This is a genomic window from Oscillatoria sp. HE19RPO, assembly GCF_024220515.1.
Taxonomy (GTDB): Bacteria; Cyanobacteriota; Cyanobacteriia; order Cyanobacteriales; family Laspinemataceae; genus Laspinema.
Genome location: NZ_JAMXOT010000134.1, coordinates 1 through 21,818, shown reverse-complemented (window position 1 = coordinate 21,818; position 21,818 = coordinate 1). Strand labels below are relative to the sequence as shown.

The following is a 21,818-nucleotide window of genomic DNA, read 5'->3' as shown; positions in this document are numbered from 1 at the left end:
ACTTAAGAAAATAACGACTGAAGTCGTTACTACGAACGTCAGAAACTAAGAATTAAGCGAGGGTTTTGATAATTTCATCATCTACCGAAAAGTCTGTTTTTGCTTTGTCTGAATCTTTGGCTAAATAATCATTTTGAAAAGAATCTTTTAACCCGGAAACTAGGTCAAATTTGGGTTGCCAATTCAAGTCTTGCATGGCTTTATGGACATCAGCAAAGAATTGTTGGACCCGCATGGGAAAGGCTTTGCGTTTGCCAAAATCAAATTGTTTGGGGTCGTAATGGATCAGCTTTACATCCGATTTTCCGGCGGCTTCTGCACAGGCGCGGGCTAATCCGTCAAAGGTGACATATCGATCGCCGGAAATATTATAAATCTGCCCGATCGCCTTTTCATTACCCAGGACGGCTGCCATTGCATTGGCTAAATCGTAACAGTGTCCGAGTTGGGTAATGTGAAACCCATTTCCAGGAATCGGGATGGGGCGATCGCGCACGATCCGGTCAAAAAACCACCCTTCTAAGGGATTATAATTCTGGGGCCCATAAATATAGGTGGGACGAATGGATGTAAACGGTAATCCCTGCTGAGATAAATAGGTTTCCGTATCGTTTTTGCCTTTATGCCGACTCTTCGGGTCAACGGCATCCCCTTCTCGATGGGGCATTTGGTCGGACTTGAGATAGACCCCTGCCGAACTCATATATACAAAATGTTTAATTTTGCCGTTAAACAAATCAGCCAGGGGTTTGGTGTCGCTGAGTTCCCGTCCGTTATTGTCGAAAATGGCATCAAATTGTTCGGAGGCGAGTTTCTCTTTGAGTTGAGATTCATCGGTGCGATCGCCGTGAATTTGCTCGACTCCCTCCACAGGGGCGGGTTTATTGCCGCGATTGAAAAGAACAACAGAATGCCCTTGTTCAACTAAAATTTTAGTGAGATAAACCCCGATAAACCGGGTGCCGCCCATCATTAATATCCGCATGATTGTTACTCTTTTTTGTTGTCAAGGCTTATTGTACCGTAGAAGGACACTGACCTTTTTTTGTTTGCAGTCGTCCTACAATCCCAACAGGGTAACGGCAATATTCCCGGAAAAGCAGACATCGACATCGGTACCGGGGGTGCGATCGCGTAAGCTGTAAACCCCTTCATAATAGTAATACTCGTCTTCGATGCGATATTTAACCGGCAAGGGTTGAGTTGAGGGTTGACAAAATACAATTTTTGGGTCCGGTTCGTCGGGTTCGAGAAAGGGGAGATTCACGTTCCAAAAGGTGCCGGGTTCAAGCGGGCGATCGAATAATTCCTGCAAGACGGCGATCGCCAATTGGGTGGTCCGTTCCCACTCCACCAGGCGTCCGCCTTTGCGATATTGGGAAATGGCGATGGCGGGAATGCCGTGGATGGCAGCTTCTCGGACTGCGGCAACGGTTCCCGAGAGGTAAACATCGATGCCGAGATTACCGCCATTGTTGATCCCAGAGAGGACCCAAGCGGCATCGGGACAGAGACAAGACAGGGCGATGCGCGTACAATCGGCAGGGGTTCCACCGATCGCATATTCGGTTGGGGACCGGCGATCGACGTGAATGGGGCGATCGGTAATCACCTGATGACCACATCCCGATAATCCCTCTCGGGGGGCCACCATCATGGTTTTGCGATCGCCCACGGCATTCAGAAGGGCTTGAATACCAGGGGCCTCTATTCCATCGTCGTTGGTTAAAATCAGGGTCATTAATTTTTTCCTCGGGTTCGTTTCCAGCGCGGCGATCGCCATCAACTTTCTAGGATACCTGCAATTGCAGCCCAAGGCTTTCACGCTCAAGTTTAAGGTGGGAGTCTTTTCTGTTTATCCCTAATAAGGTCAGTCGCTTCAAGGTTAAAAACCGGGTTTCTTCACCAAGAAATACCCAATTAGCAAGCATTCGGGTACCCCAACCCGGTGGCTTGTCCAATTATTTAATAGATACCCGGATGCCCTATGCTTAAAACGTTCGGCTTAATTAACCAATTTTGTGTTCTATTTAGCGGCGGTTAGATCCGAAAAAGGGATAGACTTAATCAGCTAACTTTAATCACTTTTTTTGAAGTCTTCTCTTATTCTTTTCCATTCACTCCAGGCCCCACCATCAGTGTTGACAAATATGCCATCTGCTCAAACCCTCCTAAGCCAGCTCCCGTATTTGAGTGATGAGACTCTAAAACGCGACTATCTCAACCGCTTGCAATGGACTGATTCCATTGCGAATATGCTGGCAAAGGTGACCGATCGCGCGGCAGCCATTCGGATGGTGAAATTAGGCTTTGAAATTGATTTGAAACTGGGGACAAAACTAGCGGGGTCGGTTCAAACTCGGTTTCAGGAGGAAGGATTAGAATTGCTCGATCGCCAGGTATTGCCACCCAAGCTCAAGATCCGAATGTTTGGAATCAGTGGTTCTAATTATGCAATTCCCTATTTAGAACAAGCTTTAAATGAGCCGGATTATCGGATCAGAGAAAATGCGGTAGAAGCGTTAGGGGCGATCGCCTCATTAGCGGTGGTATTTCCCCTGATTCAAGGGATGCAGGATAAAATGCCCAGCATTCGCCAAAAATCCGCAGAAATTCTGGGGAATTTGGGGTACAATACGGGAATTGATGCGCTGATTTTAGCCTTAGAAGACTCGGATCGCACGGTGCCCTTAAGTGCGGCGGAAGCTCTGGGAAAAATTGCCACGCCAGTGGCGATTACGGCGCTTAAACGGGTGTTTTATAAGCAAGATTATTCGCCTACCTGGTGGAGTGTGGCGATCGCCTTGGGGAAACTGGGCGATCGGCGAGCCATTGATACTCTTTTGGCTGCATTAAATCATTCTGCCACCAATACCCGAATTGCAGCAGCGGATGCCTTAGGAGAAATTGGCAATGAAGAAACCATTGCGGCATTGCTGAATACGCTAGGCGACTCTCACGAATTTGTTCGCACTCGCGCCGCCTATGGATTAGCTAAAATTGGTCAAGATCCAGTGGTTGAACAACTGATTTTGGCATTAAATCATCCCCGATATTTAGTCCGAGAAAGTGCAGCGATCGCCCTGGGGGAAATTGGCACGACTGCGGCGGAAAATGCCCTCACTGCCGCCTTAACGGACCCGAATGAATGGGTGAAACTCCGCGCCCAACAAGGGTTGGATCGCATCCATGCCGCGATGATTGCTCCCGCCTGTGGGAACGACCAAAACTCAGCGATCGAGCTATCTAAACCCCTAGATGAAATCCTCGAAAATTTGTCAGATAATTCTAGCTTTGTTCGGGAAAAAGCAGCTAAAATATTAGGCCAAATTGGCTCCGATCGCGCCGTAGAATCTTTGCTAAATGTCGCTTTAACGGATAATACTTATTCTGTGCGAAAAACGGCAATAGAGGCATTAGGAAACCTGGGTACTTCTGTAGCAGTCGAAGCATTAATCTATACCTTGAATGCAGGAAATAGCTTGGTGCGTCAACAGGTGGCGGAAGTGTTAGCCCAGGTCGGCAAAGGAGAAATTGTGCCGCTGTTGTGGGAGGATTTATTCACCACGGGAGATTTATATTTATTGGATGCGATCGCCTCTATTCAAGGACGCTGTGGGTATTACAGTCCCTCCTATCTTCACAAGCATTCCACTTAGAAACAGCCAGTCCTGAATCGTTGAAAAATTGGGCGCACAGGGTAGTGCGCCATCACCGTTTCAGGTAGGGGTTTGGTCTCCAAACCCTCCTCCAAACTAATTTATAACCCAGTATAGTTGCGAAGGGCCGTGTGAGTTTTTAACCCCACAACACCATCCGCTTCTAAACCGTAGTCTTTTTGGAACTGTTTGATAGCCGCTTCAGTTTCTTCATTAAAAACCCCATTCATTTTCTGATAATCGAAGTATTTTAATGAGCTTAACTGCCGCTGAACTCTTAAAACCGTTCCGCCAGTAGTTCCGAGTCGGACCGTTGGCTGAGTTTTCGGTTCTGGAGTTTGAGGATAGTCTTTTTCAAGGGCAGCTTTCGTTTGTGGACCGACAATTCCATCGGGAGTTAATCCATTTTTTTCTTGAAACTCCATGACGGCGTGTTTGGTAAAGTCGCCATAGTAACCGGATTTTTCCGGGGTAAAATAGCCCAGTTCCTGCAAACGATATTGCAGTTGGGTAATTTCTGCACCGGCATCTCCAGGACGAATCAGCGCTACTGCGGGAGAACCCATCGCCAGGAAGGAGGTGACAGCACCCAGGGCAAATGCTCCGATCCGTTTTCCCCAGCCTTTTTTAGGCCAGTTGACCTGGACTGAGGGGATTTCTAAGGGTTGATTATAGGCTTCAGCAAGATGGATGTATGCAAGAGACTCCATTGCGTTAACTCCTCGGGTAGATCTACCAAGATTTTAATCGCGATCGCCTCCTTTTGGGATGCCCTGAGTTGAAAATTTTTCTTAAGGAAACAGGATGGGGGAGATGGGGAGGATGAGGTTCCTGTTTGTAGTAACGACTTCAGTCGTTACCGCGTGACTTGGCGTCAGCTTTCGTCACGCGCTCAAAGTAGGCGATCGCTCCAGTCTCCAAACAGGTGCTGAATCCCAGAAGGGTAACTGTCATGGCGGATGCCATGACAGAAAGCAACGACTGAAGTCGTTACTACAAACATGGACCCCATCTCCCCTATCTTTTAACTTAAATAAGGCTGCAAATACGCCAATAATAGTTTTTTAATTTCCTTTGTGACTCGATACTGAAATGTTTCATCTCGGCTGAGGGAGAGTCTCCGCAAATTGCGGACTGCTTCTACGACAACCAGTGCGATGAGTTCGCAGGTGGATGGGTCGAGGTTAGGCGCTTTTAATCGATAAAACTCTGCTAATTTACCGGCAAATTGAGCACATAAATCGGCATCCATGTCTTGCACTTCTTGACAAGCGGCGCGGGACGTGAAAAAAACGGCTCGATACCCGGGATGTGCCGTGATTAATTCATCAAATGCACTCATTACTCGATCAATATAAACCTCTAGGGGTAAGGTTGCCATTTCTAGGGAATGTAACTGAAAAAACATTTCATGCATTTGCTCCAGATAGCGCGTCGCGAGTGCTTTGAGAATGGATTCTTTATCGGGAAAAAAGCGATACAGGGATCCAATCGAGGTCCCGGCGCGGGCGGCGATCGCATTGGTGGTGGCCCCCTCATATCCGACTTCGGCAAATAATCCCTCTGCGGCATCGAGAATCTGATTGACTCGCTTAATCGCCCGCATCTGCTGCGGTTGACGCCTCATCCCTTCTACTTTTGAGAATTCTTCTTCCATTTTTCCCCCTAGAGCATTGACAAACATGAGCAGTTACTCGTATATTATAAACATGAGCATCAACTCGCGTGTTCACAGGCATCGCCAACCCGTGGCAGGAACCCCCACTAGATAGGGATTTCACCCCAGGCGATCGCGCAGCAAGTGTCCCAGGAGTTAGAGTCGGCATCTGTCCAGATACTGACTTTCCCAAACCTGAGTAATTTTTGCGGTTGCCATTTAAAGAACAAAAGCCTGAATTGCCCACGGATATAAAAATTAACCGGATTGAGTTTACCCCAAATCTCGATAACTCGGACTCAACTTTACCCATTCTTACCCAATTTCCAATAGAGGACATTCATCCTCCACCCACTGAATCGGTAAAATTCTCCAGATTTTTTCAAAAATTTAGCTCTGCAAGAAGCAAAATATTACTCATGAATTATTCAAGTTAACCGTTAGTAAAAAGAAATAAAAACTCTACTGTTTCCAAAGACAAATTTAAAAAAAATAATGGAGAACCAAGGATGATTGATCGCTTAGAAAATATGGACGGGCTGAACTTGTCGCTCCCCGTTTCCCAGTCCGGAGCAATTGCCCAACCCACTCGCAAGAAGTCGGATAAATCCAGACGAAAATTACCGCTATCTTGGCTTAAAAAAAGCGTAGGATTCATGATGTTGTTCGCGGCGATCGCAGGGATTGGGACCGTGGGAGCCATGCGGTTGAATCCTCAAGCCGAAACCGAAGAAGCCACCCCGACTGAGGTACAACCAGCGGGACTACCCGTGCGAGTGGTTCCGGCGCAGTCGGCCCCCATTCAAGCCTGGGTGTTTAGTGATGGGTTTGCCTCTGCCGTGCGAAGTAAGCACCTCACTTTTGAAGTGCCGGGAACGATTACTTATATCAAAAAAATAGAAGGGCGAGATTTGCGAGAAGGCGATCGCGTGCGGGAAGGGGAATTACTCGCCAAAGTAGACGATCGCAAACTCGCGGCAGACATCACCCAAGCTCAAGCCGGAACCGCTGAAGCCCAAACCCAGCGCAGTGTTGCCGTGGCTAACCTCGAACAAGCTAGAGCCAATCTCCAACAGGCAAAAGCCGGAGTGGAACAAAACCAAGCCTTGTTAGAACAGTCCCGCTCTAAAGTGGAACAAGCGCGAGCGAATCTGGCACAAATCCAATCCCGAGTGCAACAAGCCCAAGTGGGGGTGCAACAAGCCGAAGCCAAAGTGGAACAAGCTCAAGCCAACGTCGCCCAAACTCAAGCGCGACAGGGACAAAGCCTCGCTAATTTAGCCCGTTCCCAGGCCAATCTCCAAAAAGCCCAAGCCGACCTCGACCTCGCCATCAAAGAACAGGAGCGACGTCTAACATTATATCAAGAAGGGGTAATTTCTCAAAGCGATTTGGATGTTTATACGAATCGACGCCAAAACGCTGAATCTGGCTTGAATGCCGCCCAAAATGAAGTGAAAGCCGCCGAGCAAGAAGTCGAAGCCGCCAACAGTCAAATTATCGCCGCTCAAAAAGAAGTGGAAGCCGCCAAAAGCCAAGTGAGCGCCGCCCTCCAGGATGTAGAAGTGGCGAAAAGCCAAGTCACTGCTGGGGAACAAGAAATTGCCGTCGCTCAAAGTCAAGTCACCGTCGCTCACAGTCAAATCAGCGCTGCCGAAAGCCAAGTCAAGGCAGTAGCCGGACAAGTTCAGTCCGCACAAGCTCAAATTTATTCGGCAGATGCGGGGATTGCCTCGGCTCAAACCCAGGTGACCCGGGCGGATGTCAACTTGGAAGATAGTGCGATTTATGCCCCATTTGATGGCGTTTTGGCCTATCTGAATATCACCGAGGGAGATTATTGGTCACCTCAGCGGGTCCAAGCGAGTGGGGAATATCAGAACATTGTCGAACGAGTGCCGATGATTATCATTGATCCAGGGGAATTTGAGGTCAATGTAGAACTCCCCGCGTTTGAAGGCGATCGGGTGAGACCGGGACAACGGGTTTATATTGTTTTGGATGAAGATATGAGTGCTGCATCTGCGGGACAAATGACCAGCGATCAACTGACGAAACTCGCTAGAGCAGAGGGACAGGTGTTTTCCGTCAGTCCTTCGGTGACACCGGGAGGGCGAGCGATGTCTGTTACGATGCGAATTAAGCAAGGGAGTGAGAATCTGCGGCATGGGTCCCGAGTGTCGGCATGGATTGCGGTGGAGGAAAATCCCAATGCCACTATTGCACCGTTTGAAGCGTTTGTTTTTCGCGATCGCCAACCTCATGTATTTGTGGTTAACCCGGAAACGGGAAGGGTGGAACAACGGGAAATTACCCTTGGTATTGAAGGAATTTCTACCCGGGAAATTGTTGAAGGGGTTAACCCCGGAGAGTTACTGGTAACGGAAGGGAGTAATCGGTTGGTGGATGGTGCGCCGGTGGAGATTGTGGAAGGTTTGGATTGACGCCGGTTCTCACCTTTGGATGGCGGAACCCCACCCTAGCCCTCCCCTTGCTAAGGGGAGGGGACTGGAGGTTTCTCACCTTTGGATGCCGGAACCCCACCCTAGCCCTCCCCTTGCTAAGGGGAGGGGACTGGAGGTTTCTCACCTTTGGATGGCGGAACCCCACCCTAGCCCTCCCCTTAGCAAGGGGAGGGGACTGGAGGTTTCTCACTTTTGGATGGCGGAACCCCACCCTAGCCCTCCCCTTGCTAAGGGGAGGGGACTGGAGGGATTGAAATGACAGACTAACCTATTTAAGTATAAAAACTATCATGACAAATACCCTTTTACCACCGCAACCGCCTGAAGATGACGACTCCCAACAACATGAGATTCCTGATGTTCGGAAGGCATCTCCGGTGACCAAATTCTTCTTTTTAAAGCCAGTATTTGGGATTTTGCTGTGTTTATTACTGTTGATTGGCGGGTTGATTGGTGCCGCTTCGATGGTGAAGGAAGGGGATCCGGATATTAATGTAGCGATCGCCAGTATTGAAACAATATGGCCCGGTGCAGACCCTGAAACCATTGAAAATCAGATTACGGACAAAATTGAAAAAGAGCTTAAATCCCTGAAGGGGTTAAAAGAAATTAGTAGTGCCTCCTATGATGGGCGATCGCGAATTGTCGTTGAATTTCGCGCAGAAGCGCCCGTTAATGAGTCGATCGCCTTGCTGCGCGCTCAAGTCGATGAAGCAAAACCGGAACTCCCCCGGGATGCGGAACAGCCGAAAGTCGAACAAATCTCCGTCCAAGATACGCCTGTTCTCACGATTGGCTTATTTGGGAATCTTGATATGGCGGTGTTGAGTCGCGCTGGGGAAGATATCAAAGATATTTTAGAAAAAGTTCCCAACGTGCGAAAGGTGGACCTGGGGGGAGAACGTAAAGAAGTCATTCATGTGCAGTTAATTCCTTCACGCCTGACGACTCTGGGGATTTCTCCTACCCAAGTCAGCAGCGCGATTCAACAAGGCAATATTGATATGCCTTGGGAACAGGTGGAGAGCGATCGCATTGGTACTCAAGTGCGATTATATGGCCGATTTCGCTCCGTGGAAGACCTCCAAGATTTGCCTGTAGCGCGGTTAGGTGGGTCCGATGGTCGAGTGGTTCGTCTCAAAGAAATTGCCGAAGTGCGACGGGATTTAGAACGAGAAAAAAATCGCGCTTTTCTTAGTTGGAATGGCGGGGAATTTGAACCCGTGATTAACGTTGATGTGGTCAAAGTTCCTGGGTCCGATACGATTAAAGTCGTCGAAGACTCCATTGCTGCTTTAGATTTAGCGCAACAGAACCCCAATCTCTGGCCTTATGGCCTAGAATACCGCGTCATCAACTCCGACGCCGAAATCATCACAGAAGACTTACTGCGCCTGTTTAATAACTGCTGGCAAGGAATTCTTGTGGTATTTGTCATCCTGTTTTTTGCCCTGAGTTGGCGGGAAGCGTTAATTGCTGGATTGTCCATTCCCCTGACCTTTATTGGGGCGACTGCCATTCTCTGGATCGGCGGTCAAACCCTGAATACAATGGTCACCATCGGCATGATTTTGGCCTTGGGTTTGCTCGTTGATGTTTACATTTTGATGATGGAAGGATTGCACGAAGGCATTTTCGTGCGCGGACTCACCTTTAATCAAGCCGCCCTCTCCACGGTCAAAACCTACGCTTTACCCGCCTTTTCCGGCCAGTTGACCACCATTTTAGCAATGGCCCCGTTAATGGCAATTAGCGGGACAATGGGTAAATTTATTAGATTTATTCCCATTAGTGCCATTACTTGTCTGATTCTCAGCTATATTATTGCTTTATTCATTGACGTTCCTCTCTCTCGATTTTTACTCGGAAATGTCAAGGGTCATGGCAAAAAAACCTTTATTGACCGCCTCAACGAATCCACCGCCCAACGCTATGCAAAATGGAGTTTAAAAACCACAGTTCGTAACAAAACTACCGCCCGATTGTGGGTTTTGGGTGCAGTCAGTTTATTTGTCTGTACTCTAATTTTAGTGGGAAATGTTCCGGGGACCTTATTTCCTAACTCGGACAATCTGAAAATGAGTATCAATGTGGAACTACCGCCTACCACAACCCTGGATACATCCCAACAGGTGGCAGACGAAATCGGAGAAGTGCTGCGCCAAAAAGACTACCTCAGCAACACGATTAAATTCGTGGGACAGCGAAGTAATTTGGTGACTGAAAGTGGGATGAAACCGAATCAAGGGAACTATTTGCTTGGGTTTTCCGCTATGTTTACACCGAAAACCGAACGTGAACTTTATTCCTTTGAATACGATCGCCTATTGCGCCAGGAATTAGACCAACTGATTCGCAAATATCCCGGGGCCTCCCTGGTGGTCAATACCGAAAGTACCGGGGAAGGGGGAGACCCGATCGCCATTCAAATTCAGGGCCGGGATATGACCGAATTGCGCCGGATTTCGGGGGAAGTGCAATTGGCACTGCGCCAAATTCCTGGCACAACCGATGTGCGAGATGACCTCGGGGCCTTGCGTCCGGATATCAAGTTTCGACCCCGACGGGAAGCGATGAATTTTTATGGCTTAAATGCCGAGGATTTGGCGCAGCAAGGCCGCTATACCATGACCGACAACGAAATCGGCAGTTTCCCCATTGGCGGCGGGGAGGAAGACCTAGAAATCAGGCTGAGTATGGCTTGGCCCTCGCGTGGGGGTGCCGTCGGTGGTCCGACGCGCCAGGACGAACTCCAGACGATTCGCTTATTTGCAGGCGATCGCACCTTGTCTGCCGCTCAAGTGCTAGAATCGGAATTCGGGGAAGCGCCCTTATCCATTGTTCACCAAGATACTCAGCGCACCGTCACGGTTTTGGCAAAAACAGACAACCGGACTGTGGGAGAAATTTTAGCAGATGTACAGCCGAAAATTGATGAAATGCGCCGTCAATGGCCCCAAGGATATGACTATACATTTGCCGGAGAAGCACAGACTCAGAGTGAGACCTTTGGTTCAGCGCAACAAATGGCCGGAGTGGCGATTTTCCTAGTGTTTGCGGTGTTGGTGATTCAGTTTGGATCATTTACCCAACCGTTTATTATTATGCTGACGATTCCCTTTGGGTTAATTGGCACGTTTGGCGGGTTTTTCTTAGCTTGGATTCCGATTTCGTTTCCGGCAGTAATTGGGATTATTTCCTTAGTGGGAATTGTGGTGAATAATGCGATCGTCATGGTGGAAACTATGAATACCTATCGCGATCGCGGCATGACGATTCAAATGGCAGCGGTTCAAGGTGCTGCCGATCGCCTCCGTCCGGTCTTATCCACCAGTTTAACTACCATTGGTGGAGTTGTTCCCTTGGCATTTAGTGACCCGGTGTGGTTTCCCCTTTGTGCGGCGATCGGTTTTGGGTTAACTGCTTCGACAGCGATCGCCTTACTGGTAGTTCCGGCATTATATTTACTGCTCACCCCAAAACCCTCGGTGGCAGCAGAACATTTGGAATAAAGGCGCAAATATAGCAACCCCTCATCCGGTTATCCACGACTTCCGTAATATTTAACATGAACCCCGACATAATGTAGAGGCGATTCGCGAATCGCCTCTACATTATTATTTAAGCAAGTGTAGCAAGTGTAGGGTGGGCACTGCCCACCGACATTAAGGTGGGCAGTGCCCACCCTACAATTGACTCCCATCATCCGATTATCCCGGAATTCCGCAATATTTAACATGAACCCCGAAATAATGTAGAGGCGATTCGCGAATCGCCTCTACATTATTATTTATGGTGGATTCTCAAAATCTGCGTAAGTCCGGTTATCATATCCTTCGATTCCCTTGAGGCGCGATTCCCCAATCAAAAAGTAGACGAATCAAAGCGTCCTGATCTGGATAAAATGCAACAGAACTCCCGAATGTTTTAAAGGTACTGTGGAAGGATTTCTGAATCTCAACAAACCCCCTGGCATGACCTCTCATGACTGCGTATCCCGGATTCGCAGACTGTTGCGAACCAAGCGGGTGGGACATGGTGGCACCTTAGATCCCGCAGCAACGGGAGTCTTACCGATCGCCGTGGGTAAGGCAACGCGCCTGCTGCAATACCTGCGTCAAGATAAAGCGTATCAAGCAACCGTGCGTCTGGGGGTCACCACCACCACCGATGATTTAGAAGGGGAAACCGTCACCTCGGCAGCAGTTCCCCAACTCACCCGGGAACAGGTTGAGGCGCAATTACCGCAATTTCTGGGGAAAATTACCCAAATTCCCCCTGCCTACAGTGCGATTCAGGTGCAAGGGAAGCGGTTGTATGACTTAGCAAGAGCAGGGGAAACCGTCGAAGTGCCGAGTCGCGTGGTAGAGGTCCATAATATCCAGGTGTTGGAGTGGCGAGAGGGGGATTTTCCAGAAATCGACCTGGCGATCGCCTGTGGACCTGGGACCTATATCCGGGCGATCGCCCGGGACCTCGGTGCAGTTTTGGAAACTGGCGGAACCCTCGCACATCTCACCCGCACCGAAAGCTGTGGGTTACCCCTGAAGGAGAGTTTAACCTTTGAAGACATCGAAACTCAAACCAGTCAAGGGACATTTCAACTCATCCCACCGGATAAGGTGTTAGCCCATTTAAGTCAGATTCCTTTAAATTCTACTGATGGCCGTCGCTGGTGCCAAGGTCAGCGGATTCCTCTAAAGGAGTTAGGGGAAAGTGTGTCACCCCTGCGTATTTATGCAGAAGATGGCACTTTTTTGGGGATGAGCGAGATTGAATCATCCGATGACGACTGGGTGTTAGTGCCGAAAATGGTGTTTGAGCCGGATTTTGGGAAAGATGAAATAACCCGTTTGTCCTAACGAGTTTAGGGGTGATTTGGGGAGTTAGTTATTTCTCACACCGGATGCCTAGTATTTTGATTAGGCATTCCCAGGCCGAGCCTGGAAATGCCTGAAACGACTGAAGTCGTTACTACAAACAGGGGAGAAATACTTCATTTCTCTCGTTCGTAGTAACGACTTCAGTCGTTCTCCCCCTGAAATAATAATTAATTATACGGGAATTTTCTATCGTCTAAAATCTAAAACATTAGAGCCTTGATTGGGGCGATCGAGTCCTGATTTAACCCAGTGAATACAGGCTTGTTCTGATTTGAAGATTTTAGGCGCGGCGACATTTTGTAAATTATCGGGCTTATAATGGTCATAAAAAAACTTGTCGGCCATTTGATAAATAATAATTAAATTTTCGCGATAAGTATAGCGACGTTTAAACATATCCAGAGTTTCTTCGACATCAGAATGAAGATCCAGATGTTCTTTGGCGATCGCAATAATCCCTTCGAGGCTACTGGAATGAATTCCGGCGGGATTATGGGCTTTATGGAGGTTCCCCCGATGTCCTAATTCGGAGAGTAAGTGATAGGAATAGATTCGGTCCGTATCAACGGTGCCAAACACATAAGGAATGATCAAGTGACCGCAATCGGCGATGGAATATTCGTAAAGTAAACGAGTCATGATGTTGGGGTCAGTCAGGTTGGGTTTAGTCGGATTGGCTAACCCAAATTTTATCACCTTGGGGAGATGGGGAGGATTGGGAGGATGGGGAGGATTGGGAAGATGGGGAGGATTGGGGAGATAGTTTGTAGTAACGACTTCAGTCGTTGCTCTCGTGTCACTGCGGAAGCCGTGACACGCAAAATTGGTGGCTGAAGTGCCTGCTTGGGGACTGGAGGCAGAGCATCCAAAGGGGCGTGACGTAAGCGGTAGCTTACGTCACGCGGTAACGACTGAAGTCGTTACTACGAACATCTCCCCCATCTCCCCTATCTCCCCCATCTCCCCCATCTCCCCCATCTCCCCTACCGAGATAATTTAACTAGGGCATCTTTGACGGATTCAGGTAAGCGGCGCATGATGCGGCCTTTTTCGATATCCACGGTGACTAGAGTAACCACTCCGGTGAGGTACAACTCTTGTCCATTGAGGGACTGAATCTGATATTCCCAATTGAGGCGGACCCCATCCATTTCTAGCATCCGGGTTCGGACAACGGCTTCGGTGCCGAGTTTCATGGGTTTGTGGTAGCGCAAGGCTAACTCCACCACGGGTAAATCGCACCCCAGGGCGACTAAATCGGCAAAATTGACCCCGATCGCCCGCAAGGATTCGACTCGCGCCTCTTCCATCCAGATTAAGTAGGTGCCATGCCAAACGATCCCCGCATAGTCCGTATGATGGGGATAAGCCCGGACGGGGTACTCAAACCATCCTTCCGGGGATTTTTCGCCAAGACGGGCGATCGCCTGGGTGGGGGGGAGTTGGGGTTGTGTCTCTTTTTCCTCAGCCATGTTACAAATCGATCCAAAACTCTACATTTCTACAAATTTTCAGTAAGTAATAAGTCTTACATTATTAAAGATGAAATCCCTAAATCGAGCAATCTCTGGGGTCGTTGACCTCGACCCATAGAGCGTTCCCCGAAACGGAATCCATTCAGGGATTCATCCCTACATAGTATGCTGTTGTAGCCAGGAGCTAAACTTATGATCCAAAAAATATTAGTGGCAGTGGCCGGACGAGGACTCTGTGAAGAGATGGTTAAGATGTTGATGGACATCCCCTCGTTTCAAACTGCCTCAGTGACGGTCCTGCACGTGGTGGCCCCAGAAGTCACCGCTGATGCCATGTCGGATAAGTTGGCAGAAGGTGGCAAAATCCTCGCTGATGCGGTCAAATTTTTGAACATCGACCCGAGCAAAGTCAATCCCCGTTTGAAGCAGGGAGACCCAAAAAGCGTGGTTTGTGAAGTGGCCGAGGAAGAAAATGCCGACCTGATTGTGATGGGGTCCCGGGCCTTGGGACGTTTGCAAGCGATTTTAGAAGGATCCGTGAGTCAGTACGTCTTCCAGCTTGCTTCCCGTCCGATGTTGCTGGTCAAAGATGATGTGTACGTTAAGAAAATCCGGCGCGTGATCGTGGCCGTGGATAAATCGGACTCCGCCAAGCAGTGCCTGGATTTGGCCCTGATGATGGTCAAAGATATTGATGGGGGACAGTTGGAGTTGGTCCATGTGGCTTCAAAAGCCGTGGACAACCCGGAACAGGACCCGGTATTAGCCGCAGCGGTGGCGCAGGCGAAGAAATATGGCGTTTCCTATCGCTGCCACACCCCAACTGGCAAAGCGGGAGAAGAAATCTGTCGTTTGGCGGATGATTTGAATGCGGATTTGGTGATGTTGGGGTCTCCCGATCGCCGTCCGAACATTGCTAAAAGCTTTGTGGACCTCGATCGCCTCTTAGGAGGGTCTCTCTCCGACTATGTACGGGTTTATGCCAACTGTCCGGTGTTATTAGGTCGGACTTCGACCTAAGCCCAAATCCGGTTGCTCAAGGTCTGTAAAAGCCCGCACCCGTGCATGGTGGAGGCTCACAGGACGAAGCGGTGCCTGCGCGGGCTAAAAGCGAAAACCTACTTTGACCAACCGGATTTGGTATAAGCCCCAATCCGGTTAAAAACAGTCCGTTTTCTCAATAGCCTGCGGAGGCAGGCTTTGTTTGTATAGCCCCACCCTTGAGGGTGCGGGTTTTTTTATGAGATTCGGACGAAAAAAGGTGTCAAAACGCAATGTTTGACACCTTTTATAAGGAGACTCTCCCCGGGAAAGGATGCGATCGCATCCCTTTCCGGCAAAGGTCGGAGTTAGAACTTGAAGAAAGCACCCGGAACGGTTCCGAGTGCCAGACAAAGCCGCTGGTTAATTTAGCTCTGTTTGCCTTTGCTGGCGGTTTGAATGTAGAGGATCAACAGAAACACGGCTGGGACGAGCACAAACAGAAGGCTGGCCACAAATCCTAGGTCGTTAACTTGCATAGAACCCCACTATTTTTTCAATCTTAAAATTCAATAAGATCAGAATATCATTATTGCTTGATTACGGTGAGGGTGATTTGCCTAAATTCTTTAAACCCACATCCTCGGTCAGGGGACCCTATATTCTGGGCGGGGGTTAGGGCTTGGTTTTGACGCTCACCGGCCCATTCACCAGGGTTTGACAAGCCAAACGATAGCTGGGGGGCTTTTTCTTGAGTTTTTGATTTTCTGCTGGAGTGCGATCGGAGAGATTTTCCATGCCTTCGACGACTTCGACGATGCAGGTACCACATTGACCGTAACCGCCACAGTTCATCAATTTCCCGACAAACTTGTAGAGTTCGATTCCATTTTCTAAGGCTTTAAGCCGCAAGTTGGCTCCATCTGCCGCGACGACTTCCTTGTTTTCATCCACAAATTTGATATTAGGCACTTCTCTTCTCCATAGTTGCGATCGAGCGATACCGATTGGGGCCGATGAGTCGTCCAGGATTAGGCCAAGCCTTTCCCCTGACTCAGGGCCGATGTTAGGTCCTCTCAAATTTTAGACCGTAATGTTAACTTCTGTAAATACTGGCCGCATTCGGTAGGGGCAATTCACAATTGCCCCTAGAACCCCTAGATTCATCATCCAGGTTGCCCATGAGGGGAAGTTAGGGCGTAGAAATCAGTCCCTCATTCACATTCCCGATCGCCCGTTCCATCGACGCTAATGCCCGATTATAGGTCACGATCGCCCGCAGGCGGTTATTCTGAGCCCGAGTCAGTTCCGTTTCCGCTGTCAGCACGTCGGTTTGAGTCCCTACCCCAGCTTGAAACCGCAACCGCGCCAGACGCAAACTTTCCCGCGCCTGATCCACGGCAATATTCGAGGTTTGGATATTCTCGAAGTTCGATCGCAAGTTAAAAAAGGCTTGCTCCACCTGTAAGCGAACTTGGTTGCGAAACTGCCCAAATCGCGTTTCCGCAATCTCAATATTCCGTTCCTCTTGAACCGCCCGCGCTCTAGCGGCCCCCCCATCATATAAATTCCACTGCACCCGACCCCCCAAGTTGTAGCCATCGGCGAAATTCAAATCATCCCCAAAGACTTCCACCGCGTTATAACTGGCAAACAAATTGACTTGAGGACCCAGGGCAGACAAGGCAATCTGACGTTGATAATCCGTGAGTTCCCGCTGTAACAACAACTGCTCTAACTCGGCTCGATTTCTCAACGCCAGGACGATGCTCTCTTCTAGGGACAAATTCCAAAGTCCCGAAATTTCCACAGGTTCAGCAGCGGAAATATCCACCACTTGCGAAACGTTTAAAATCCGGGCAATTTCCCGGCGACGAATCCGCTGCTGTGCCCGCGCCTGGGTGAGGGATTGGGCGGCATCAGCTAACTGCACCCTAGCCCGCAACACATCAAACCGCGTCCCCAATCCCGCTCGTTCCAAGGCTTCGGCGTCTCGTAAGCTCCGTTCAGAACTTTCCACCGCAGAGAGGCTAATTTCAATTTGGTCATCGGCTTCTTGGAGGTTGTAATAAGCCTCGCGAACCTCTAAGCGCAAGTCCGCAAGCACCCGTTCCAGGTCTAATTCACTCACGAGCAACTGAGTTTCGGCCAAGCCAATCTGACCCGATCGCCGACCGGAATTGTACAGGTTATAGCTTAATTCCACGCCACCATCTAAGCTGGTGTTCCCGCCTTCTGGGGGTGGGGCATTGTCTCCTAACTGTTGTCTTTGTCGCTGATTGGCTAAATCGGCCCCGGTGGAACTCGATCGCGATAGGCTCGATTGCACGCTCAAGTTGGGATACAAGGCGGCACGAGCTTCTTGTAAGGCGGCACGATTTCGTTCTACTGTAAGCAGGGCTTCTTGCAGTTGCTGGCTGTTCTGTTCCGCAATTTGCAGGGCCTGTTCCAAGGTTAAGGGTTGGGTGCCGACAATCTCAACTTCATCGGTTTCTGTCGGAAACTGGAGGGGGTTGGAGTTCGGCGTCAGGTACTCCGGTACGTTTTCTACGGTGGGGGTTACTCCCTGGGCTTGTAAACCCGCTCTGGGGGCAGTTTTGTCCTGGGTTTCCCCGGAGGAAGAGGCGGGTTCTGGGGTTGGACTGGGGAGGCGATCGCCTGATGCTTCAGTCTGTCCAAGACTTGCGCCGATATCGCTTAAGGCGATTAGCGTTCCCATACCCACAGTCATCAGATATCGAAAAGTTCCCATAAGTTTTTGATTCGGCGTGCAATTTAATAAGACTTCCAGGTTCAGGTCACCATTTTTTAAGGTATAGCAGATCGCGATCTTTGGGATGAAATTTCATCGACATGACTAAACGGCTGAAGATGCACCGGATTGGAATTGGCTCGGGCGATCGCAATCTGGGGATCAAGGCTGTGCTGGCAAAGATAAGTGGTTTTATTTTCCCCTGCGCTCCTGATATTCCGGTGATTGACGCACAATCGGGTTCCTGAGTTGCAGGTTTAATTTTAGCGGAGTTTTTTCAAGGATTCGAGTGGAGTTGTTTTAATTTTTAGGTTTTTCTCATTTGTTAATCGTGTTTTCGGGTTGATTAAGTTAGATTTATGTCTAGCTGGTTTCCTATTTTAATTTTTCTTTTATCATTTTAAGGAATGATGCTGAGTTTTTTAGACTCAGTTTTGTCGTTTTAGATGAGCTTGAAAGCCTATCATAATTCCAGTAACGGCAAGGGTGATTAATCCTCATCCGTTTAAAAGGGGATAAACGGGGGCTAAGTTTACGGGTCCAAATATACCCGGATGGAGGTCTGTAACCCCAGAAATTGGGCTCGGTTTCCGGCAACTACAGCCCTGTGATACAAAATTCCGGTACTGGCGGTCAAGAGCAGGGGTAAAATGGCGATCGGGGCCAGGATTCGGTGCAGTTTCCGTAATCGGACTTGATTGATAGGCATGATTGTTCATGGATTGATAGAGCGAGTTTAAATCATGATGGCAATCCAATTCAGGAGTGGGAGCATCTTGCTCCCTACTCCGATAAGGGAGCAAGATGCTCCCACTCCTAAAGGTCATTCCTACGAACTAAGAGGGAACGACTGAAGTCGTTACTACGAACCAAGACAAGAGAACGACTGAAGTCGTTACTACGAACTTAAGAGGGAAGGAGTCAGAATATTTTATGGTAAAGGATTGCGGTGAGTTTTGGGGTTAAAATAGGAAAGGACACGGGGGTGCCGTGTCCAGAGGGAAGCGATGGGCGCTGAATTGATTAAAGATTAGGAACTTTCTTGCTCCTCGATTGCCGGTTGGGTTTTCTTTTTACTGAATAAAAACCACCAGAGTTCTAATCCAATTAAGGCGACGCCTCCTACAATCACGCCAGCTTTTACAGGTAAGGGTTGTTCAATTTTTTGCAATCCCGGGGATGGGTTTGCTTGATGTCCGGGCATTTCTGACATTTCTTGGGCGGTTACAGTTGTCCCCGTTGCCAAGACGGTGGTAACTGCCAGTAAAGGCATCCAAAGTCTGGATATTTTTAACATAGTATTAGCCTATTGTCAAGAGATTTTACAGGGTTCATTTCCGAGTGTTTCACCTAGGAATGATGGGCGTTAAACTTGCGTAAGCGCAAGGCATTGGTGACGACGGAAACTGAACTCATCGCCATTGCAGCACCGGCGAGGATGGGATTGAGTAACCATCCGGTTAATGGATAGAGAATACCTGCGGCAATGGGGATACTGGCCGTATTGTAAATAAAGGCAAAGAACAGATTTTGGCGGATATTTTGAATCGTGGCTTGACTGAGTTGAATCGCGGTGACAATGCTTTGTAAGTCCCCCGAAATCAGGGTAATATCGCTGGCAGCAATGGCGACATCCGTTCCCGTCCCGATGGCAATTCCCACATCCGCTTGCGCCAAGGCGGGAGCATCGTTAATCCCATCCCCCACCATTGCCACAATTTTACCTTCAGCTTGTAACTCTTTAACTTTATCCGCTTTTTGCCCGGGACGAACTTCCGCAAACACGCGATGAATTCCCACTTCCTGAGCAATCGCTTGGGCGGTTTGTTGGTTATCTCCCGTTAACATCACCACCTCTAATCCCAAGCGGCGCAATCCTCGAATGGCTGTGGCAGAAGAAGGTTTTAAAGCATCTGCTATTCCGAAGACTCCTTCAATTTGTCCATCTACAGCAATCCAAGGGCTAGTTTTAGCTTCAGATTCCCATTTTTCTTGATAGGTTTGTAAGGCTTTGGTGTCAATGCCTAATTCTTGCATCCAGCGTGGAGTGCCGATTTGAACGAGGCGGCTGCTGACGATCGCCTGAACTCCCATCCCGGCAACTGCTTCAAAATTCGTAACCGCTGGCAGGGGCATTTCTACTCCCTGCGCTTTGGCATAGTCTACCACCGCTTCGGCTAAGGGATGCTCAGAATTACTTTCTACTGCTGCCGCTAATCGTAATAACTTTATCTCATTACTATGAGCAGTTCCCCCAACAGTGACATAATCAGTTACCGTCGGTTTACCTTGGGTTAAAGTGCCAGTTTTATCTAAGACAATGGTTTGGATTTTATGAGCGAGTTCTAAACTGTCGGCACTTTTGATTAAAATGCCATTTTCTGCACCTTTTCCGGTTCCCACCATGATAGAAGTGGGTGTTGCTAATCCTAATGCACAAGGACAGGCAATAATTAAAACGCCCACCGTTGTAATAATGGCGAGGGTGAAATTTCCCATGATGGCGAACCAGGTTACAAAGGTGGCGATCGCAATCGCAATCACTACCGGCACAAAAAATCCAGTCACGCGATCGGCTAACCGTTGAATCGGCGCTTTACTTCCCTGTGCATCTTGTACCAACTTGACAATTTGCGCCAACACCGTATCCTTACCCACCCGCAACGCTTTCAACTTAAAACTCCCGGTTTTATTCATCGTCGCGCCAATCACTTCATCTCCGGTTTCTTTCTTCACCGGCACCGATTCTCCCGTCACCATTGACTCATCAATTAAGGAAGACCCCTCCAAAACTGTCCCATCCACCGGAATTTTTTCCCCGGGACGGACTAAAATCACATCCCCGACCCCTACCTCTTGAATGGGAATATCCATTTCTTGACCCTCGCGAATCACTCGCGCTGTTTTCGCCTGCAATCCCATTAATTTTCTAATTGCTTCAGAAGTTTGCCCTTTTGCTCTATTTTCAAACAACAAACCCAGCAAAATTAGGGTAATAATTACTGCCGCAATTTCATAATAAACTTCCGGCATTACCCCTTGAATGGTAAAAAATCCGGGAAAAATGGAGAGAACCAAAGAATAGAGATAAGCAGAACCCGTTCCCAACGCCACCAGGGTATTCATATCCGCATGATGATGTTTAAAGGATTTCCATGCGCCCACAAAAAAGGACTTGCCACACCAGATAAAAACCGGAGTCGTTAGGGCAAATTGCACCCAAGGATGATGCAACCAAGCGGGAATAAAGGGAAAATCAATTCCCGTCATCATCGGCAGAGAACCCACCACCAAAATTGTGCTAATGATTCCCCCAAAAATTACCTTACGTTGTAATTCTTGTTGTTCCGCCTGTCGGGATTGTTGTTCCGCATCGATATCCCGCATCCCCAATTCTTCCAGGGGTTCAGAGGTATATCCCGCATCAGAGACAGCAGTTTGGATGCGATCGAGTTCCGTCCTTCGCGGATTATACTTCACCTGCGCTTGTTCCGCACTAAAGTTGACGCTGCATTCTTCCACCCCAGGAACCCCTTGGATCACCTGTTCGATGCGAGTTGCACAAGAGGCACAACTCATCCCTTTTAATCTCAAATTAACCGTTTCCATCATTCAAACTCTCTCGTTACAAGGGTTGTTAGAGGTTGCTGACTTCAGTATAAACCTTCCCCTAAACTGGAGAGTCTACCTATTTTAACAAAACTTCACATTTCCCCCGTCCCCTCCGATGTTCGTAGTAACGACTTCAGTCGTTTCTTTCTTAAGTTCAACGTCCCGACTTCAGTCGTTCTCTTAATAGTCTTAAATCCCCCAGCAAAGGGTTAGAAACCGGGTTTCTTTCAACAATCTGGGATAATTTCCAAAAGTGATTGCAGAAACCCGGTTTCTTGTCCCGCTTCTTGTCCCCCAGCAAAGGGTTAGAAACCGGGTTTCTTTCAACAATCTG

18 protein-coding genes are annotated in these 21,818 nt (G+C 48.7%); 6 read left to right on the top strand and 12 right to left on the bottom strand.

What is annotated here, in order from left to right:
• Positions 1 to 52: 52 nt before the first annotated feature.
• Together NG833_RS12835 and surE are read right to left on the bottom strand one after the other, a co-directional pair.
• Positions 53 to 985: an NAD-dependent epimerase/dehydratase family protein gene (locus tag NG833_RS12835; protein ID WP_254565680.1), complete on the bottom strand. Its 933-nt coding sequence runs from the start codon at positions 983 to 985 to the stop codon at positions 53 to 55.
• Between the two features lie 75 nt (positions 986 to 1,060).
• Positions 1,061 to 1,741 (bottom strand): 5'/3'-nucleotidase SurE, encoded by a 681-nt coding sequence (surE, locus tag NG833_RS12830; protein WP_254565679.1) that lies wholly within the window; start codon positions 1,739 to 1,741, stop codon positions 1,061 to 1,063.
• A gap of 409 nt (positions 1,742 to 2,150) precedes the next feature.
• On the opposite strand from surE, the gene NG833_RS12825 reads away from it, so the two are divergent.
• Positions 2,151 to 3,659: a HEAT repeat domain-containing protein gene (locus NG833_RS12825; RefSeq protein ID WP_254565678.1), complete on the top strand. Its 1,509-nt coding sequence runs from the start codon at positions 2,151 to 2,153 to the stop codon at positions 3,657 to 3,659.
• Between the two features lie 101 nt (positions 3,660 to 3,760).
• Here the strand turns inward: NG833_RS12825 and NG833_RS12820 are convergent, their stop codons facing one another.
• Positions 3,761 to 4,369, bottom strand: coding sequence for a peptidoglycan-binding protein (locus tag NG833_RS12820; protein WP_254565677.1), 609 nt, complete (start codon positions 4,367 to 4,369; stop codon positions 3,761 to 3,763).
• 314 nt (positions 4,370 to 4,683) lie between these two features.
• Complete coding sequence (locus NG833_RS12815; RefSeq protein ID WP_254565676.1) at positions 4,684 to 5,343, bottom strand: TetR/AcrR family transcriptional regulator; 660 nt, start codon at positions 5,341 to 5,343, stop codon at positions 4,684 to 4,686.
• A 482-nt stretch (positions 5,344 to 5,825) separates the two neighbouring features.
• Between NG833_RS12815 and NG833_RS12810 the strand changes: the two genes are divergently transcribed.
• The 3 genes from NG833_RS12810 to truB all read left to right on the top strand — a co-directional run bounded on the left by NG833_RS12810 (position 5,826) and on the right by truB (position 12,643).
• On the top strand, positions 5,826 to 7,760 hold the full coding sequence (locus tag NG833_RS12810) for an HlyD family efflux transporter periplasmic adaptor subunit (protein ID WP_254565675.1): 1,935 nt from the start codon (positions 5,826 to 5,828) through the stop codon (positions 7,758 to 7,760).
• Positions 7,761 to 8,071: 311 nt separating this feature from the next.
• Positions 8,072 to 11,293: an efflux RND transporter permease subunit gene (locus NG833_RS12805; RefSeq protein WP_254565674.1), complete on the top strand. Its 3,222-nt coding sequence runs from the start codon at positions 8,072 to 8,074 to the stop codon at positions 11,291 to 11,293.
• Positions 11,294 to 11,719: 426 nt separating this feature from the next.
• Complete coding sequence (gene truB, locus NG833_RS12800) at positions 11,720 to 12,643, top strand: tRNA pseudouridine(55) synthase TruB (protein WP_254565673.1); 924 nt, start codon at positions 11,720 to 11,722, stop codon at positions 12,641 to 12,643.
• A gap of 207 nt (positions 12,644 to 12,850) precedes the next feature.
• Here truB and NG833_RS12795 read toward each other — a convergent pair whose 3' ends face one another.
• Both NG833_RS12795 and NG833_RS12790 read right to left on the bottom strand, forming a co-directional pair.
• Entirely contained in the window at positions 12,851 to 13,303 is a 453-nt protein-coding gene (locus tag NG833_RS12795; RefSeq protein WP_254565672.1) for a hypothetical protein, read from the bottom strand.
• 344 nt (positions 13,304 to 13,647) lie between these two features.
• Complete coding sequence (locus tag NG833_RS12790; RefSeq protein WP_254565671.1) at positions 13,648 to 14,136, bottom strand: thioesterase family protein; 489 nt, start codon at positions 14,134 to 14,136, stop codon at positions 13,648 to 13,650.
• Positions 14,137 to 14,331: 195 nt separating this feature from the next.
• On the opposite strand from NG833_RS12790, the gene NG833_RS12785 reads away from it, so the two are divergent.
• Positions 14,332 to 15,159 (top strand): universal stress protein, encoded by an 828-nt coding sequence (locus tag NG833_RS12785; RefSeq protein ID WP_254565670.1) that lies wholly within the window; start codon positions 14,332 to 14,334, stop codon positions 15,157 to 15,159.
• Positions 15,160 to 15,548: 389 nt separating this feature from the next.
• Here the strand turns inward: NG833_RS12785 and psbM are convergent, their stop codons facing one another.
• The 3 genes from psbM to NG833_RS12770 form a co-directional block, all read right to left on the bottom strand.
• Entirely contained in the window at positions 15,549 to 15,659 is a 111-nt protein-coding gene (gene psbM / locus NG833_RS12780; RefSeq protein ID WP_254565669.1) for a photosystem II reaction center protein PsbM, read from the bottom strand.
• A 136-nt stretch (positions 15,660 to 15,795) separates the two neighbouring features.
• Positions 15,796 to 16,092, bottom strand: a complete 297-nt coding sequence (locus NG833_RS12775) for a 2Fe-2S iron-sulfur cluster-binding protein (RefSeq protein WP_015147815.1) — start codon at positions 16,090 to 16,092, stop codon at positions 15,796 to 15,798.
• Positions 16,093 to 16,312: 220 nt separating this feature from the next.
• A complete protein-coding gene (locus NG833_RS12770) occupies positions 16,313 to 17,872 on the bottom strand; it encodes a TolC family protein (protein WP_254565668.1) in 1,560 nt (519 codons plus the stop codon).
• 101 nt (positions 17,873 to 17,973) lie between these two features.
• On the opposite strand from NG833_RS12770, the gene NG833_RS12765 reads away from it, so the two are divergent.
• Complete coding sequence (locus NG833_RS12765) at positions 17,974 to 18,120, top strand: hypothetical protein (RefSeq protein WP_254565667.1); 147 nt, start codon at positions 17,974 to 17,976, stop codon at positions 18,118 to 18,120.
• 284 nt (positions 18,121 to 18,404) lie between these two features.
• On the opposite strand, the gene NG833_RS12760 is transcribed toward NG833_RS12765, so the two are convergent.
• The 3 genes from NG833_RS12760 to NG833_RS12750 form a co-directional block, all read right to left on the bottom strand.
• Positions 18,405 to 18,581, bottom strand: a complete 177-nt coding sequence (locus tag NG833_RS12760; RefSeq protein WP_254565666.1) for a hypothetical protein — start codon at positions 18,579 to 18,581, stop codon at positions 18,405 to 18,407.
• Between the two features lie 321 nt (positions 18,582 to 18,902).
• The gene (locus NG833_RS12755; RefSeq protein ID WP_254565665.1) at positions 18,903 to 19,169 is read right to left on the bottom strand and encodes a hypothetical protein; all 267 of its coding nucleotides are present in this window, start codon (positions 19,167 to 19,169) and stop codon (positions 18,903 to 18,905) included.
• Positions 19,170 to 19,222: 53 nt separating this feature from the next.
• Complete coding sequence (locus NG833_RS12750) at positions 19,223 to 21,481, bottom strand: heavy metal translocating P-type ATPase (protein ID WP_254565699.1); 2,259 nt, start codon at positions 21,479 to 21,481, stop codon at positions 19,223 to 19,225.
• Between the last annotated feature and the right edge of the window lie 337 nt (positions 21,482 to 21,818).

What these genes read in the sequence shown, in the direction of transcription:
- NG833_RS12835 (WP_254565680.1), bottom strand. Translation starts at nt 985, where the DNA reads ATGCGGATATTAATGATGGGCGGCACCCGGTTTATCGGGGTTTATCTC.
- surE (WP_254565679.1), bottom strand. Translation starts at nt 1,741, where the DNA reads ATGACCCTGATTTTAACCAACGACGATGGAATAGAGGCCCCTGGTATT.
- NG833_RS12825 (WP_254565678.1), top strand. Translation starts at nt 2,151, where the DNA reads ATGCCATCTGCTCAAACCCTCCTAAGCCAGCTCCCGTATTTGAGTGAT.
- NG833_RS12820 (WP_254565677.1), bottom strand. Translation starts at nt 4,369, where the DNA reads ATGGAGTCTCTTGCATACATCCATCTTGCTGAAGCCTATAATCAACCC.
- NG833_RS12815 (WP_254565676.1), bottom strand. Translation starts at nt 5,343, where the DNA reads ATGTTTGTCAATGCTCTAGGGGGAAAAATGGAAGAAGAATTCTCAAAA.
- NG833_RS12810 (WP_254565675.1), top strand. Translation starts at nt 5,826, where the DNA reads ATGATTGATCGCTTAGAAAATATGGACGGGCTGAACTTGTCGCTCCCC.
- NG833_RS12805 (WP_254565674.1), top strand. Translation starts at nt 8,072, where the DNA reads ATGACAAATACCCTTTTACCACCGCAACCGCCTGAAGATGACGACTCC.
- NG833_RS12795 (WP_254565672.1), bottom strand. Translation starts at nt 13,303, where the DNA reads ATGACTCGTTTACTTTACGAATATTCCATCGCCGATTGCGGTCACTTG.
- NG833_RS12790 (WP_254565671.1), bottom strand. Translation starts at nt 14,136, where the DNA reads ATGGCTGAGGAAAAAGAGACACAACCCCAACTCCCCCCCACCCAGGCG.
- NG833_RS12785 (WP_254565670.1), top strand. Translation starts at nt 14,332, where the DNA reads ATGATCCAAAAAATATTAGTGGCAGTGGCCGGACGAGGACTCTGTGAA.
- psbM (WP_254565669.1), bottom strand. Translation starts at nt 15,659, where the DNA reads ATGCAAGTTAACGACCTAGGATTTGTGGCCAGCCTTCTGTTTGTGCTC.
- NG833_RS12770 (WP_254565668.1), bottom strand. Translation starts at nt 17,872, where the DNA reads ATGGGAACTTTTCGATATCTGATGACTGTGGGTATGGGAACGCTAATC.
- NG833_RS12765 (WP_254565667.1), top strand. Translation starts at nt 17,974, where the DNA reads ATGACTAAACGGCTGAAGATGCACCGGATTGGAATTGGCTCGGGCGAT.
- NG833_RS12760 (WP_254565666.1), bottom strand. Translation starts at nt 18,581, where the DNA reads ATGCCTATCAATCAAGTCCGATTACGGAAACTGCACCGAATCCTGGCC.
- NG833_RS12755 (WP_254565665.1), bottom strand. Translation starts at nt 19,169, where the DNA reads ATGTTAAAAATATCCAGACTTTGGATGCCTTTACTGGCAGTTACCACC.
- NG833_RS12750 (WP_254565699.1), bottom strand. Translation starts at nt 21,481, where the DNA reads ATGGAAACGGTTAATTTGAGATTAAAAGGGATGAGTTGTGCCTCTTGT.